At 45.7% G+C, this 16,759-nt stretch carries 11 protein-coding genes and 1 pseudogene; 4 read left to right on the top strand and 8 right to left on the bottom strand.

The features are described 5' to 3' along the window. The first annotated feature begins 154 nt into the window (after nt 1-154). A complete protein-coding gene (locus tag AB6E78_RS08085; RefSeq protein WP_104216023.1) occupies nt 155-1,945 on the top strand; it encodes a sigma-54-dependent Fis family transcriptional regulator in 1,791 nt (596 codons plus the stop codon). A gap of 15 nt (nt 1,946-1,960) precedes the next feature. Here the strand turns inward: AB6E78_RS08085 and AB6E78_RS08080 are convergent, their stop codons facing one another. Next, nucleotides 1,961-2,812 (bottom strand): LysR family transcriptional regulator, encoded by an 852-nt coding sequence (locus tag AB6E78_RS08080; protein WP_372132938.1) that lies wholly within the window; start codon nt 2,810-2,812, stop codon nt 1,961-1,963. A gap of 98 nt (nt 2,813-2,910) precedes the next feature. On the opposite strand from AB6E78_RS08080, the gene AB6E78_RS08075 reads away from it, so the two are divergent. Further along, nucleotides 2,911-3,558: a glutathione S-transferase family protein gene (locus AB6E78_RS08075; protein WP_372132941.1), complete on the top strand. Its 648-nt coding sequence runs from the start codon at nt 2,911-2,913 to the stop codon at nt 3,556-3,558. Between the two features lie 143 nt (nt 3,559-3,701). Beyond that, nucleotides 3,702-5,144, top strand: coding sequence for an N-acylglucosamine 2-epimerase (locus AB6E78_RS08070; protein WP_372132944.1), 1,443 nt, complete (start codon nt 3,702-3,704; stop codon nt 5,142-5,144). 145 nt (nt 5,145-5,289) lie between these two features. Here the strand turns inward: AB6E78_RS08070 and AB6E78_RS08065 are convergent, their stop codons facing one another. The 3 genes from AB6E78_RS08065 to AB6E78_RS08055 all read right to left on the bottom strand — a co-directional run bounded on the left by AB6E78_RS08065 (nt 5,290) and on the right by AB6E78_RS08055 (nt 9,326). Beyond that, nucleotides 5,290-6,735: a sucrose-6-phosphate hydrolase gene (locus AB6E78_RS08065; RefSeq protein ID WP_017064970.1), complete on the bottom strand. Its 1,446-nt coding sequence runs from the start codon at nt 6,733-6,735 to the stop codon at nt 5,290-5,292. Then, nucleotides 6,732-7,691 carry an aminoimidazole riboside kinase gene (locus tag AB6E78_RS08060; protein ID WP_372128281.1) on the bottom strand — a complete coding sequence of 320 codons (960 nt, stop codon included), beginning with the start codon at nt 7,689-7,691 and terminating at the stop codon, nt 6,732-6,734. The genes AB6E78_RS08065 and AB6E78_RS08060 overlap by 4 nt, the downstream gene beginning before the upstream one ends. Nucleotides 7,692-7,886: 195 nt before the next feature. After that, entirely contained in the window at nt 7,887-9,326 is a 1,440-nt protein-coding gene (locus tag AB6E78_RS08055; RefSeq protein ID WP_017064972.1) for a sucrose-specific PTS transporter subunit IIBC, read from the bottom strand. 234 nt (nt 9,327-9,560) lie between these two features. Between AB6E78_RS08055 and AB6E78_RS08050 the strand changes: the two genes are divergently transcribed. Further along, complete coding sequence (locus AB6E78_RS08050) at nt 9,561-10,547, top strand: LacI family DNA-binding transcriptional regulator (protein WP_017064973.1); 987 nt, start codon at nt 9,561-9,563, stop codon at nt 10,545-10,547. A 134-nt stretch (nt 10,548-10,681) separates the two neighbouring features. Here AB6E78_RS08050 and AB6E78_RS08045 read toward each other — a convergent pair whose 3' ends face one another. The 4 genes and pseudogenes from AB6E78_RS08045 to AB6E78_RS08030 all read right to left on the bottom strand — a co-directional run bounded on the left by AB6E78_RS08045 (nt 10,682) and on the right by AB6E78_RS08030 (nt 16,635). Beyond that, a complete protein-coding gene (locus AB6E78_RS08045) occupies nt 10,682-12,055 on the bottom strand; it encodes a carbohydrate porin (protein ID WP_102320859.1) in 1,374 nt (457 codons plus the stop codon). Nucleotides 12,056-12,606: 551 nt separating this feature from the next. Further along, nucleotides 12,607-13,503, bottom strand: a pseudogene (locus AB6E78_RS08040) (alpha/beta hydrolase fold domain-containing protein). A 14-nt stretch (nt 13,504-13,517) separates the two neighbouring features. Beyond that, nucleotides 13,518-15,398, bottom strand: coding sequence for a TonB-dependent receptor domain-containing protein (locus AB6E78_RS08035; RefSeq protein ID WP_372132983.1), 1,881 nt, complete (start codon nt 15,396-15,398; stop codon nt 13,518-13,520). A 298-nt stretch (nt 15,399-15,696) separates the two neighbouring features. Then, entirely contained in the window at nt 15,697-16,635 is a 939-nt protein-coding gene (locus AB6E78_RS08030; RefSeq protein WP_372106761.1) for a LysR family transcriptional regulator, read from the bottom strand. Nucleotides 16,636-16,759 lie beyond the last annotated feature (124 nt).

Here is a 16,759-nt window from a genome sequence, read left to right as displayed (position 1 = left end):
GAACTTCAAAACTTGTTGTTAATAAATTGTAAAACTATGATTACCAAACGTTTACAACCCAAAGTGAGTTGGCATTGAACGGACGTATGGAAACCACTCCAATGTTCAACTGTTCCAATTTGGTACACTCTCACTGTTACGACATGGAACAGTCATGCACCTTCAACAAGCAAACACCTCAGATTGGCTTTCGTCCTCTTGGCACCGCAGCACAGAAGCGGGTCTAAAACAGAGACGACTTCCTGAAGACATTCGCCTACCACAATCGATTCTTAAGCAGCGACGTCATCAATCGGCTGACTTGATCCACATCGTCGAACGCAATGCGCTGCCTTTGTTTAATCAGATGTTTGCTCGTACCGACAGTCGTTTGATTCTGACCGATATTGAAGGGGTGATTCTGGCGAGTTGGGGACAGGAGCGGTTTAAGGAGAAGCTGACATCAATTGCACTCAGCTCAGGAGCGTGTTGGCAGGAACAACTTAAGGGCACCAACGCGATTGGCACCGCGATTGTTGAAGCTAAACCCGTGACCATCATTGGTGAGCAGCACTTCATCCACCAGCATCGATTTATCAGCTGTTCAGCAAGCCCTGTGTTTGATCACCAAGGGAACATGGTTGGCGTATTGGACATTACCAGTGAGCAGCAACAGCACGACAGTTCGGTGCAGCTACTGGTTCAAAATATGGTTCAGCTTGTTGAAAACCAGCTACTGAGCCACATCCCACAAGGCACCACTCGCATCGACCTCGCATGTGAGAAATCGTTATTACACAGTGGTTGGCAAGGGATTGTAATAGCCAATGAAGCTGGGGAGGTGGTGGCACACAATCAGGTCGCCTCTCAACTATTGGATCAAACCTCGATCGTCGGTGAGAGTATCGATACCCTCTTCAACCGAACCTCATTAGACACGCCTTTTGTATTTGAGAAACAACACCTCAAACAACCAACCACCAAACGCACGCGCTCCATTTCAGCATCGTGTGATTTGCACCATGGCGAGCAACAAATCGAACACGCTTGGCAGCAAGCCAACAAGGTAATCGATAAAGGGATCAGTTTGTTGATCTTAGGAGAAACAGGAGTTGGCAAAGGCGAGTTTGTTAAAGCGCTGCACAAGCAAAGCCAGCGTAAGTCTTCGCCCTTGGTAGCGGTAAATTGTGGCGCGCTGCCTAAAGACCTTATCGAATCTGAACTGTTTGGTTACGCGCCGGGCGCCTTTACGGGAGCAAGCCACAAGGGCTTCCAAGGTAAGATCCGTCAAGCAGATAAAGGGATTCTATTTCTAGATGAGATCGCCGACATGCCTTTAGAAGCTCAGTGCCGACTACTGCATGTTCTGCAAGACAAATCCGTGGTGCCAGTTGGTTCTAATCAAAGCTATCAAGTCGATTGTCAGATCATCGCTGCAACTCACAAAAACCTCGAGCAGTTAGTCGCAACAGGTGAGTTTAGGCAAGACCTGTATTACAGACTCAATGGCTTAGCCTTCACCTTGCCAAGCCTACAACACCGACAAGACAAGCACGCTTTAATCGAGCACATTCATCGTAAATACGCCGAAGACGAACAGACAATCTGCCCGCACTTGATGAGCTTACTGTGCGCCTATTCTTGGCCGGGTAATATCCGCGAATTAGACAACTTACTTAAGGTTGCTGCTCTATTAGCAAGTGATGAACCCCAACTCACACTCGAGCATGTGCCCAGCCACCTTGCTCAACATCTCACGTCATTAGCACACGATAATCAGCATCAGCTAATGACTTCTAATGCCATAAAAGGTACAGCGAGTAACGATTTAAGAAGCACCGTTGAAGAAACCTTGTTGCAAACTTATCAAGCCAACCAAGGCAACATAAGTAAGACTTCGAGAATACTCGGTATCAGCCGCAATACCATTTATCGAAAATTGAAAAGCTTGGGAATCCTCCAATAGGAAGATGAACCTAAGCTACTCAGAACCCAACTCCACAAGTTGATTGAGCACTTCTTTATCCAATACCGGGTGATGCTTGGTCGCTAGGATCAGCACAATATCGACCGAAGGCAACGGTGGCATATCATCGAGGATTCTCAAATCTGAAGTCACGCTCAGCTTACCCATCGCGCCAATGGCTAATCCAGCTTTAACGATCGCTCGCTGCGCTGAAGCAGTATTGCTACACGCCAATAACTGATAAGGCGTGCCCTGCTTGGTTAAGCCATTCACTGCCGCGGCGTGGTACTTACAATCGGTCTGAAACAAGGCTAATGGCACTGGTTTAGACTCATCGAACACATAATCAGGGCTGCTTATCCATACTCCGATATCATGAGTGAGCCAGTAACCCTCTTCACTATCGGGCGCTCGGGTGACAATCGCCGCATCAAGCCTGCCGTCATCCAACCACTCTCTCAGCGTAATGCTGGGCAGGCTGAATATTTGGATTGAACAGGTGGGTTCTGCTTTCTGCAACAGGTGAATCACTTTCGGCAGAATGGTGTCATTGTAGTCTTCAGGGCAGCCGAGTCGCAGAGGTTGTTTGTCTTCGTAACGCTTTACTTGCTTAAGTGCGGTATTGTGAAGGGCGACCAACTGTTCGGCATGAGAACGCAGCGCTAAGCCAGCTTCAGTCAGTATTAAATTACGTCCTTCTTTCTGGAAAAGAGTGACGTTGAGTTCTTCTTCCAACTTACGCATCTGAGCACTGAATGCCGATTGGGTACGATTTATCTGTTTCGCTGCACGAGTGAAACTACTGGTTTCCACAAACGCGAGAAAGCCTCGCAAAGCATCAATATCCATATTGAAATCACCACCCATCGTTTTTATTAATGTATTGCATCAAAATTATCCGTTAGTGCTCCGCAATACAATCCCCTAAGCTCAAAAGCATACTCACCAAACGCAAGGAAGCAACGATGCAGCTTTATATTGGAAACCAGAACTACTCAACTTGGTCACTGCGCGCATGGCTAATATTCGACAACTACAACCTGAGTACAGAAGTCATCAAGCTCAAGCTATTCACCTCTGATTTTTACGACACTCTGGCGAAAGTGACGCCAACGGCCAAGGTTCCAACCCTAGTTGATGGTAATGTTGCGGTGTGGGATTCATTGGCGATTCTCGAATACGTTAACGATGCCTATTTGGACGGTGCAGCGTGGCCTAGCTCAGTGAAAGAACGCGCCCATGCCCGAGCAATTTCCGCCGAGATGCACTCTGGGTTCTTTGCCGTCAGAAATGAAATGCCGATGAACTGCCGCGCACAACGAAAGCTCACACTGAGTGAAGACGCACTTAAAGACATCGCTCGTATCGACGCCATTTGGTCGACACAGATGGAGCAATACCCAGAGGGATGGCTGTTTGGTGAATGGTCGATTGCCGATGCGATGTTTGCACCTGTGGCTTTACGTGTAGAAACCTATGGCATCCAGCTTTCGGACAAAGCCCAACAGTATCAACAACGTGTGCTTAACAGTCCATCGATACAAAAATGGCTGGCAGAGGCAAGCTTAGAAACCGATGTGGTTGAAGAAGATGAGGCGGGCAAGCCAGTATAAAATACAAGACACACTTCCAAAGCTCACTAGTCTGTGAGCTTTTATCTAAACCTTATTAATTTGGTCGATTGTGATCGCCTAATCACAATGTGCAGATGTGATTGTTTATATTCAAAGAAATTCAAATAGTTAAGATAAACATCATGTTACGAGCAACGATCGCATTACTCAGTATTACTAGCTTCGCCGTATCTGCCAACGCCCATCTTCCTTCTGGAGAAGAGTGGCTCAACCATGCGACTGAAGGGCTTGCACCTTATTGGTTAATGCCTAGCGCTCAAGGAGAACCGGTAGGAAACTTCCCTACTTTCCGCTGTGATGACGGTACCTTGCTCGATGTTTCTGATGTGTGCCATGAACTAAACAAAGGCTGGATCACGCCACACTTTGGCAAAGAGTTTACGCGGATGAAGTCACGTCAAACTTATGCCTATGGCGTGCTCTACCACCTTAGTGGCGATAAGCAGGCTTTAGCGCTTGCCAAGCAAGGAGCCTACTACATCATTGATCAGCTAGAAGATAAGCAAAACGGCGGCTTTATCGGCTACACAAAAGAGGGGAAAGTAGGCCAGAATTGGCAGCAGCGTACTTCTCAAGATCAAGCGTATGCATTAGTTGGCCTTGCCATGTACTACTACCTGACCCAAGACAAAAAGGTAGAAGAAGCACTCATCGCCCAACAAGCTTTTATCTTTGATAAATATCGACTTAGCGACAACAGCGGTCTTGCTTGGGTACTCGCCGACGGTGAAGATGGCAGTGCAAAACGACGTGAACTGGTTGCGCAACTTGATCAAATAAACGGCTACCTGTTGTTAGTCGCTCCTCTGCTCAAAGAGCCCATCAAATCAAAATGGCTTGATGACTTAAACTGGCTCACGCAAGCCATGATTGACCAATACCATTCTGAAGATGAACAACGCTTCTACGGTGCAATTCACGATAAAGCAGCGATGATGCCGAATGCTAATCACAATGATTTTGGACACACCATCAAAGCGTATTGGATGACTTACCTTACAGGCCAAACATTGAATAACTCTGAATGGTCGGAGTTTGGTTTAGACGGTATGAAATACACTTTGGATCAGGCGCAATATCAGAAAGAGTTCGTGAGTGTCTCCCAATATTATGGCGAGGAACTTCAGAAAGCCTGGAAAGGACAAGAGATAACTGGCTGGCAAAGCAGACCGCACAGTGAGTGGGCTTCATCATGGGAGTGGGCGGAACTTGATCAAGCAGCAATGACGGTTTCACTTGTCGATGGTTCGATGAAAGACGTCCTGCAATACACGTTACCGACCTTTCATGATGTATGGGTCGACCACAAATACGGCGGTGTCGGGCTTGACCCAAAACGCACCAAAGCTTTCCATTGGGGCAACGGTTATCACCAGTTTGAACATGCGCTGATTGGCTATTTGTTCGCTCAGCAAGTTGACGCGAAGCCAGCAATATTGCATTACGCAAGGCCGACCAACAGCGAGATGCCAATGGAACCGTATTACTATCAAGGCGATGTGGTGGAGCTATTGAATAAAGATGACGGAACGCAGAAGGTCAGTTTCAATAACATTCGACCTTAGCGTTGGTTGTTTGTTCTAAATGGACTTGAGATTCAGGGCTACGGGGAATGGACAAGGTCAAAGAGTTAGCACAATAGTGATGTCGCAGACCAAACTAAAGCCGCTGTTGATGATCAGCGGCTTTCTTGATGGAGATAAGCGGAGGTTAGTTGTCCAACCCTTTAATTGGGTTCATCGAGTGATAAACGGTGTTCACGTCACCAGTCATCGACAATGAACTCAAGTCATCAATGAAGAAACGGCTGGTCATTGTGTGCTTACCGCCATTGATAAAGATTTCGATCACTGACTTATCAACATAAACCTCGATGATTTGCTTGGTGCTCAACCTCGGTGCTTTTCTCACTGAGCCAAACTCTTCCGCGTAGAGCTGAGACATCTTACTGCGATCAAGCATGAACTCCTTTTCTGTAGCACTGAATACGATGTTATCACCCGCAACGTTAGTAAGTGTAAACTCAAACTCGTCAGTATCAGTTTCGAGCTCAACCATGAAGCTGGTTGTATCCAATTCAAGAGCATTTTCAACCACCACAGCTTCACCCTGTAGCGCTTTCAATTCAGGTAAAGCAGACTGAACAAGATAGCCATCTTGGATTTGAAGTTCGCGTGGTAACGACAACATGCCCGCCCACTGATACTCATTAGATGGTGTATTAATCTCAGGCAGACCAATCCAAGCAATCAGAATACGGCGGCCTGTATCATCTAAATAAGTCTGTGGTGCATAGAAATCGAAGCCATAATCTGGCTGCGCAATATCTTGGTGGTTTTCCAGTTCTACCGAATCGAGATTTAGGCGGTCACCGACGATATAAGCCACCGAGTAGATATTTTTGAAATCGTATGGATTTTCGCTAGACACACCTTGTGGAGAAAACAGCATCACCGACTGATTCTCTATTTCAAAGAAATCTGGGCATTCCCACATATAGCCAAGGTTGTTGTAACGAGTTTGAATTGGACCTTTGTGCTGCCAATTCATCAGGTCTCGGCTGCAATATAGCGCCATAGAGCCAGTATTTTGAGGCGTTTGAGCACCCACAACCATCAGATAATCGCCGCCCTGTTTCCACACTTTTGGGTCTCGGAAATGTTCGGTGTAGTGATCGTTTTCGATAACCACGCCGTGCTTTTCTATTTTGCCGTCAGCAGACATCTTGGCAAAACATTGAGTTGGCACTCGCAACCAATTTCCATCGCGCTTGTTACCTGTAAAAAACAACAATGCATTGTCGTTTTCAACCAATGCACCACCAGAGTAAACACCGTGAGAGTCGTAATCTTGGTCTGGGTGCAAGCCAATGCCGTGGTCTTCGAAATGAACGAAGTCTTTGGTAGAAAGGTGGTACCAGTACTTCATACCATGGACGGGGCCAACTGGCGTCCATTGGTAAAATAGGTGGTGTTCACCATTAAAGAAACACAGACCATTCGGATCATTAAGCAGACCAAACTTAGGCGCAATATGGTAGCTTGGATAGCCAGAGTCTTGTTTGCGAAGCTCTACCATCGCATCAATACTCTCTAGAGAAATATCTTCTATACGGCGATATCTTTGCTCTACTGTCCAGTTCGAGTTCAAACTCATACACTCTCCTCTACGGCATTCGTATTTGAAGAGTCTTTTTGAATAAACTGAGTAAGAGCTTCTTGCGTTGGAAGTGCGGTCATTGCGCCTTTTTGCGTGGTCGCCAGTGCACCACACCCATTCGCCCACCGAATTGCAGAATCGACGACTTGTTGATTGTTCCACTCATCATCTTGAGAAAGCTTTGCAAGCAAACCGCCAACAAAAGCATCGCCTGCACCCGTGGTATCCACTGGCGTCACTGAGCGACCTGAAATCAACACACCTTGGTTTTCAAATACTCGCCAAACGCCTTTCGCGCCCTGCGTAACCAGAACAAGCGTGTTGTTAAGATCTGCAATGTTAGCCAAACCTTGTTCCATCGAAGTTGAATCGGTTAAGAAATCCAGTTCTTCTTCTGAGAATTTAACCACATCAGCCAATTCAACCGCTTTCATGACCACAGACTTAATTTCAGATGGGTTTTGCCACACTTCATCACGAAGGTTTGGATCGAAGCTGATGTAACCGCCCGCGGCTTTCATACGTCGGATCGCTTCGAAGGTACTGCTTCGGCTTGGTTCATTAGCCAAAGAGATCGAGCAGACGTGTAGCCACTCGTTTTTCTTAAATTCGGGAATGTCTTCAACAGACATAAACTGGTCGGCACTTGGCTTAACCATAAACGTAAAGCTACGCTCGCCTTGGTCATCAAGATCGACCACCACGGTTGACGTGCGTTGTTCAGGGTCCTTCACCAAACGCTCGGTATTCACACCTTCCTTTTGCAGAGTCACTTCCATAAAAGTGCCAAACGGATCGTTACCCACTCGGCCAAAAAATGCGCTTTTGCCTAAAAGGCGAGAAATCGCTACCGCGACATTAGCAGGCGCACCGCCCGGACATTTCAATAATGTCGCGTCAGTCTCCGGAATGAGGTCGACGACGGCGTCTCCAGTTACCCAAACTTGATTCATCTTTCTTACCTTAAAACTGAAAATCATGACAACCGAAAGCGATGGCAATCGAAAGCAGTAGCAACCAAAAGCAAGGTGACACTTCACGCTGTCATGTAAAAATATAAAAAGGCTAGCTAAGCCAAATCACCTAGCTAGCACCCCAAAGCTTAGGAAATGAAGTGAAAAGGGGGGCTTCACTTCTAGGGAGAAACGTTAAGCTGTTGCTTTAATGTTTTGCTTGCTGCGCTCGCGCAGACCTAAAACAACGGTCAGAGCAAAGGCAGTCACGAACGCGATAATCATACCTACCACGTAGTAGCCAATCTTTTCTGGTGATATTGAGATGATGCCAGGAATACCCGCCGCACCCAGTGCTTGTGCTTTCACATTGAACATCGTGATAAACGCGCTTGAAATCGCAGCGGCACAAACCGCAGCAATGAATGGATAGCGAAGCTTCAAGTTCACACCGAACATTGCAGGTTCAGTAATACCAAGCAAGCCAGTCACACCAGAAGGAATCGCGATACCTTTCATTTTCTTATCTTTACTCATGAAACCAACCGCCAGTGCCGCTGCACCTTGTGACACGTTAGACATCGCCGCGATAGGGAAGATGAACGTACCGCCAGTCGTTGCGATATCCGCAAGCAGCTGAGTTTCAATAGCAATAAAGCTATGGTGCATACCAGTAATAACAAACGGCGCATAAATCAAACCAAACACCGCACCGCCAATGAAGCCAGCACTGTTGTATAACCAATTTAGGCCGTCACCAAGCAGGAAGCCGATATCACGAGTAAATGGACCAACAATCGTGAATGTTAACAAACCAGTTATGAAAATCGCCAATAGCGGCGTTAGCAAGTTATCCAGAACCGAAGGAATAACTTTACGCAGCCCAAGCTCAACTTTCGCTAGAATAAACGCAGAAACAAGAACGGGTAGTACTGAACCTTGATAGCCTACTTTCTCGATTTCGAAACCTAAAATGTTCCAAACCGGAATGCTGCCCGACACTGATGCGCCACCGAAGCCCCAGCCGTTAAGCAAGTCTGGGTGAACCATCAACATACCTAAAGCCGCGCCAAGGTATGGGTTACCACCAAACTTCTTACTCGCTGAAAATGCTAATAAAATAGGTAAGTACACAAAAGGAGCATTAGCAAATGTATTGATCATGTTTGCTAAGTCGGTCAAACCCGGATTAGCGTCGATTAAAGATTTGCCATCAATGAATAAGCCTTGAGCCGTCAATAGGTTGTAGATACCCATCAACAAACCACCAGCAACAATCGCCGGAATGATTGGTACAAAAATATCAGACAGGCCTTTCACCGCGCGTTGCAGGATATTTTGGTTGTCAGCACCTGCAGACGCCACATCGTTGGTCGACATTTCCGTCATTTCAGTCAGCTTAGCCAACTCAGCATAAACTTGGTTTACGATGCCTGAGCCAAAGATGATCTGATATTGACCTGCCACTTTAAACTGGCCCTTAACCCCTTCTAGGTTATCAATCGCCTGTTCATCAATTTTATCTTGGTCTGCAACCGCAAGACGCAGACGAGTCGCGCAGTGTGCGAGTGCGGTGATATTACTTTTACCACCTAATAGAGAAAGCAGCTCTTTTGCTATTTTTGGATAATTCATTACATACCCCATTGGATTATCATTTGAGCTTTTGAATTTTCGGGAACGTTTGCAAAACAAATTTTTGCCTAGAAATAACAAATGATCAAAGATAACTGCTCAATAGTGTGAGAATGATCTTCAAATTATCTCCCTAGGATAAGAAGACAGGGTTAAAATCCCCTAATAACAGGTAAATTTGATGCTCTGTTTGCAAACAATCCCAAAACTAAAATTACAATTGGATAATGAATAATGGCTAGTCTTCATGATGTCGCTCGTCTCGCTGGAGTTTCCAAGTCGACGGTTTCAAGAGTAATCAATGATGAGTATGGCGTAAAAGACGCGACCAAGGTGAAGGTGCGTAAAGCGGTTGAAGAGTGTGGCTATCTCCCAAACCAAGTCGCTAAAGACTTAAAGTCCCAAAAAACCAACCTGGTTGGCGTGATTGTTCCTAGGGTTTCTTCCCATGCCACCTCTCAGGGTGTCGATGGTTTAACCGCCGTATTAGAGCAAGCGGGCAAGCATGTATTATTAGCGAGCACACACCAAACACACAATAAAGAACTTGAATATATTCAGATATTTAACCAGAGGCGTGTTGAAGGTATCATCCTGTACGCGACCCACCTCGACAACCAATTAGTCAAAGCGATTCAAAGCTCTGCCGTACCCGTGGTATTGGTTGGTCAAGACGGGTCAATGTTTAACATCCCAAGCATTGTGCACGACGACACTCGCGTAGGGTTTGAAGCGGGTAATCGCCTCATAGCGAAAGCTTGTAAGCATATGGGATTCATCGGTGTGCAAGGTGATGATATTGCGGTTGATAAGATGAGATCGGAAGGCTTCGCTCAATCGCTTCAATTTAACGACCTCACACTGCAATTTCACGCCCGTGGCGACTTCACCATAGAATCAGGTTACCAACTGGCGAAGCAGTATCTCAAGGAGCACACCAAGCTCGACGGCCTATTCTGCGCCACTGACCGTATCGCAATCGGTGCGATCAGAGCCATTCAGGAAGCGGGGCTCGTTCCAGGAAAGGATATATTGGTGCTCGGTGTAGGTGACGATGAGCTCGCTTCAGTATGCACACCAACGCTGTCTACGTTTAACTATGCGTTTGATAAAGCGGGAGAAAATGGAGCCAAGCTGCTACTCGACCGTATTGAGAAAAAAGGCTTTGAAATGAGCAAGATGGTGTTGACCTTCACCACTATTGACCGAGAGTCTTGCTAGCGATTTATTTCAGAGATCAGGTTATCCCAAGATAAAAAATGCCAACCTTCGAGTTGAAACGATAAGGTTGGCATTTGGTGATGCGACTATCACATCATGAGTAACACTCTCTATCTAAACGATATATCAAGCAATTAGAACCAAGTTTCCATCTGCAGTGCAAACAGAACCTCGCCGCCCTCTCCCATCGTTGCAGCATCTGCTTCAGTGCTAATCGAGTAACCATTCAGGTCTTCACTCCAATCCACATAGCTCACAGCGAAACGCAGTTCAGGCCTATCAAAGAAACCAGTGCTAGTTGAAAGCTTCAGTGTTGGTGCAACTGTCGCTTTGTAGAAACCGCCGCTCGCTTGCTCTGTCGAGTTGTCTAAATCCATGTATTGCAATGAACCTTCGTAAACCATCTCAAAGTTCTCTGTGAACTCTTGAGCTAATCGAACGTTTAAAGAAGCCCATGTGAACTCGTCATTCTTCTTCAAACGGTCTTGGCTATGCTCTGCCATTAATGCAGGTGCTAAGCGCCAGTTGTCGCCAATGCGAGTGACACCGTAGCTAAACAGGCGAACGGCTTTCGCGTCATCCAGTAGATCACCATTTGAACCGATGCCTTTTAGCTCTGCACCTAGGCCACTACCCACTAACATACCCGTTTTAGAGAAGCCTTCGCTCAGACCAAAGAAGTTGTCTCCATGATACGCAAACATTGCGTGTACACCGCTTTCAGCTGCGCCATTTAGGCGGCTATCGTTGTCTGCTGAGGTCATACCGCTCAACATCACTTGCCATTGGCCAATACGGTTATTCATGGTTGCAATGTAGTTTTCTACATCTGTTGACGAGCTATCAATCTCACCAAAATCTCGGCCATAAATAGAGAAATTCGCTTTCCAGTTGTCGCTCATCTGAACGTCATAAACGCCCGCACCAGTACCTGATAAGAAGACAATATCCGAATCGAAAAAGTGAATATCAAAGTTGTCGCGATCGAATCGTTTACCCGCCCAAAACGTTGCTTCAGAAAACGCTTCAGATTCAGAGAACATGCTCAGACGGTTCAGTTCTGAATACACTTGTCGCACATTCAACTGGCTTTCGCTGGCAGTCCACTCGTTATTTGTCTCAGTACTGTCGGCCAACATGATGCGAAACAAAGCACTAGAGCCATCGTCTGCAAATCGCTTATGAATCAAGTTCGCTTCAACGTAATGATCATCTTCAACACCAAGACGTCCAATTGGAGCTCCAATGGCACCCGCCGCTGTCATGTAAGGACCAGTACCTGTCGCGCCGTTTAGGTCGTCGTTGATCAATAACCCAGAGCGAGCATAGCCGTGAAACTCAAACGAAGAAGCCTTTTCATTGGCCTCGGTAGAGACCTGCTCTGTTTGTGCAACCCTTTGTTCTAATTCATTAATACGTTGCTCTAATGCTGCAACGTCTTCACTTGCTAATACCGATGTAGTCATTAGCCCCATTGTTACAGCAACCGCTAAAATGTGTCGTTTCATTCTGATGTTCTCACGTTAATTGTTTTGGATTATTTGCAAACGTTCCCGAAACAATTCGTAAGCACATTTCGGCTTATACTTTTGATGTATAAGCTCTATATCGAAGAAGAAATAGAAATCAGTCGTGTTTATTACTTCACTTTTGTATCTGAGTGGATGATAGATCGATAATTTCGGGAGCGTTACCGAAAATGCATAATTCTGATAACTTTGTCACAAGTGAAATTGATTAATGGGCGAAAAATAGTGTATCGCGCACATTGAAGCCTTTATCAAGGTCGTCGATAAGCTAGAGTCAGTTATGAACAAAGCGTGATGAAACACACAATAACCACCACCTTTAACTGATAAATAACTCAATTATCGAAGGTGAACACGGTTTTGTTCGATCTAATAAATGACGATCGAATCATAAAAGGGAAGTTAGAAATGAATCCAGATACTTATGAAAGCTTCCAATAAAAAAGCCAAGTTGAACCTTAGTGATCAACTTGGCTTTAAATGGCTCAATGAATGCTTTCTAGCGCGTTGTAACGTCACAAAAGTAGAGATTATTTAATTGGATAATGTCGCTTTAAAAACGCAATCACATGCGGTACATACTTATCGGTATCAAAAATTGGAGCACTATGACCAACACCCTCCTCGATAAACAGCTGATTCTCAATGCCGTACTTGTCCAAAGCATGTTTGAGGATCTGGCTTTGCGCTAAAGGCACTCGCTTATCCAGTGTTCCATGGAACTGAATGTAAGGCGGAGCATCACTGTTTATATAACTGGTCGTTGAAGCTTGTGCCGCTAGCTCTGGTACTTCACTCGGGATATCACCTCAAAAGCGTGACACCGACGACTTTTTACTGGTTGGTCTGTTCCCTTTATTACCTAGTTCCAGCAGGTCCGTCGGGCCAAAAAAGCTTACAACTCCAGCCACTCGATACTTAGGTTCTGAGTAAAAGCTAATGTCACCGTACGTATTACTTGCGCCGACCAATCCCGCTAAATGACCACCAGCTGAACGCCCCATCATAACCACGTTATCGGCGGCAAGATTGTACTTGTTAGCATGGTCATGAAGATAGTTAATAGCATCATTAATATCCGCGACTGGTTTTGGGAAAGTTGCTTCGCCACTTAAGCGATAATCGACCGCAGCCAACGCATAACCTTCCTCCAAAACAGAATTAAGCAACAACGGGTTTTTAGTCGGAATATCGTCTTTAGTGCCACGCTTCCACGCACCGCCATGTACCCAAACGAGCAACGGATATTTTCCATCAACCTTTGCTTCTGTTTTGGGAAGGTAGAGATCAAGCTTGATCTCTCGTGCTTCTACCGTCTTAAACAAGATGTCCTTTTCTACTGTGTATACCGCATTAGCATTAGCATTAGCATTAGCAGCCGATAATCCAACAAATGAAAGCATCAGTAATTTTGTTATCTTTTTCATTATAAACCTCTTATCTAGAATGACGCTTCTGCTGCTAACCAGTAACGACGACCATCTTCAACGTAGCCAAACTCTTCGTAATCGGTTTGTTCATCAAATAGGTTGTAGATACCAGCAATCACCTTAAGGTTCTTTTGCACATACCAGTTGGCACCTAAGTCAACATAAGTAATTGATGGCGCTTCGTATTGTGTTCTTGAACTACTCGTTGTCGGTTCTGACTCTTTGCTACGGTATGTCACTCGCATCCAAGATTGGACATCATCACGTACTTGCCAATCTGCATTTACGGTAACTAAATGCTCAGGAACTTGTGTTAGTGGCTTACCCTCATCTTCACCAGACTGCTTCTCAGTATGTGTATAGGTATACGTCGAACCGACAGAAATCGCCTCAGTAATGCCTTTGTTTATCGTGTATTCAGCACCGTAAGTAATCGCGTCTTCAATGTTCACGTAGGTAGAATCACAACCACGTCGGCCACAGTTAGTGCTCAGCTCTTTCTTGTCGATCTTGTCTTTAAAGTCACTGTAGAATACGGTGATGTTCGAGCTTAAATCGGCATCGCCAACAAAGTACACGCCCATTTCACTGTTCACTGACGTCTCGGCTTTTAGATCAGGATTACCGTAAACCGAGCAGTCGCCACCACAACTGTCTTGCGCCCAACCCGCTTCCATCTCAGTTAAGCCTGGTGCTCGATATCCCGTTGAAACACCGCCTTTCACTGTCCAATATGAGTCGACACTCCACACACCATAAACGCGAGGGCTCAGATGAGACTCGAACACGTCATTTTGATCAAATCTGAGGCCAGTTGTTAGAGCAAAAGAATCGGTGATGTACCATTCATCTTCCGCAAACAGTGACCATTGGTTATTTTTGAAGACATGATCTTCTGCAGAATCTGTCAGCTCCTGACGTGTATAGTTGAAGCCGATAGTTAGGTAGTGCGCCTCAAGCACAGGCATAGACCATTGTGAGTTCAGAGTCAGGTTTTCCACTTCCATTTCTCCGCCTTCATTCTCAACCGTTTCATTGTTGATGTATGAAGTGCCCGAGCCCCAGTCGTAGTTGCCTGAGTGAGATAGGCCCAATGATTGACGATTGTTCACACGCTCAGAATCTGTGGTTTTCGATTTTCCATCCGTCGTCACTCGTTCTTGATCGTGATAGGTGTAATCAAACGAGAAAGTATCGTCATCCGTAGGCGTCAAGTGTAGTGCGCCACGGTAACTCTCTAATGTTTTGCCTCCGTATCCGTAAAGAATCTCATCTTCCTTACGCTCTTGATATAAACCAGAGAAAGAAGCACTCAACAAGCCATCAATAAGAGGGCCCGCTAGATGCACTTGGCTTTGATATGAATTGCCCGAGTCTGAGTTCTCTTGCAGTGTTGTTTCACCACGTACGCTGCCATACCACTCTTGATAATCTTTACGAGTGATAATGTTGATCACACCGCCAATCGCGTCTAAACCGTAAAGCGTCGACATTGGGCCACGCACGACTTCAACTCGCTCAATCGCGCTTAGAGGTGGTAGCCAATCTTGCTCAAAGCCACCACTGCTGTTTTGTTGTGTTTCACGGCCAGACTGCTTGCGTCCATCGACCAAAATCGCCGTGTATTCTGCAGGCATACCACGTATTGAAATGTCTTGGCTCGAACCACCACCTGTCACTATCACACCAGGTACATCACGCAGCGCGTCTGTCAGATCTTTATACGATCGGTTTTCCAGCTGCTCACGAGTAATCACGCTGATCGACGCTGGCGCTTCAGTGACAACCTGCTCATAACCAGCTGCTGTCACAACCATGGTTTCCATAGTCGTCGCTTCAATGGTCAAAGCTTCGGTATCAACTTGATTTACTTGTTCGTTAGCAAAGCCCATCACAGGGAATACAAAACACGCAGCAGCTATAGACTTAGAAAGGGGGGAACGAGTAAACGTTTGAATAGTGTTCATCTTGGCTCTACTTAAATTGAGATTGCATTTAATAATCATTCTCAATTAGAGCGGCGTAAATCATTCGCTTCAAGCATAATGCTATCGCCAAAATAGAATATCGCTATCCGCCAGACGGATAGTTACCTTCATCTTATGCTTGATATGAAACTGATGATGTTGCGAATAACGGCTCTCAAATCACTCAGACTTCGGTGCTTACTTAACTAGAAGTCACTCTCTTTTAAGAGTACGTATCTTTGCCTACATAGAGGTCTTTGAATATTTCACGTACCCATTCACACATCGGGTCATCATGAAATCGCTTGTGCCAGTACAAATAAACTTCTTGAAAGCTCAAGTGGAGTTCTTCTGGGACTTCTCTGGTGATCAGGCGGGGATCATGACACGCTGCTTCTGCAAAAGGTGTTGGAAGGTGAAAGATGATGTCGGTTTCAGCAGCAATACTTGGCGCCGAGCTGAAGTTACTCAACTGCACAGGTGCAGACAGGCGCTGCTTTTTATTGGCTAAACCGAGTTCTTGGTATTTGTGTTCGAAAGAAAGCCTTTTCTCACCTTGTAGAGAGACTTGGCCAAAATCATATTCCGCCAGCTTTTGTGGGGTCAGAGTTTCATTCGCCAATGGGTGCTCTCGGCTCATCAACAAACGGAACGTGCGCTTCGCCACTGTCATACGATAGATATTTTGCTCAGCAGAAGGCGGCTGATGCGAAGATAAGGCAAAGTGCACATCACCTGCGACCAAGGCTTCGAAATGACGCTTGGGCGCAGAATCTAAACTCACGATCATGTTCGGCGCTTCTTTGCGGATCTTAGCGATCACCTTGGGCATTAAGGTATTAATTTGAGGCAGTAAGCCATAAAATTTCACAGTACTATCAACCTTGCTTGGGTCAAACGACTGCTTATGAACCAACTTTTCCAGGTTAGTAATAACGGTGTTGATATCGTTTTTAATCGACTCTGCTTTTGGGGTCAGCTCATAGCCATACTTCTTACGTACCAGCAGCTCATCATCAAAGAAGGTACGCATTTTTTGTAGCGTACGACTTACCGAAGACTGGCTCATGTTCAGAGACATTGCGGTATTAGAGACGTGTTTTTCTTCGAGTAAATGCTTAAGAACGAAAAGAAGATTCAGGTCAATCTGGGAGAGGTTCATGAGTGCGTCACCAAAATAATGAGGGCATCGTTGAGACAATACGCCGCGCTCAAACCACGGCAATGCATATCAATGATTGGGGTTCAAGATACCGAGTTAACGGCTCTGCGAGCATGATTTAAAG

It is taken from the genome of Vibrio sp. 10N.247.310.98, assembly GCF_041467395.1.
Classification (GTDB): Bacteria; Pseudomonadota; Gammaproteobacteria; order Enterobacterales; family Vibrionaceae; genus Vibrio; species Vibrio crassostreae_C.
Note: the sequence above shows the minus strand (reverse complement) of the source record. Positions and strands in the feature narration are given on the sequence as shown.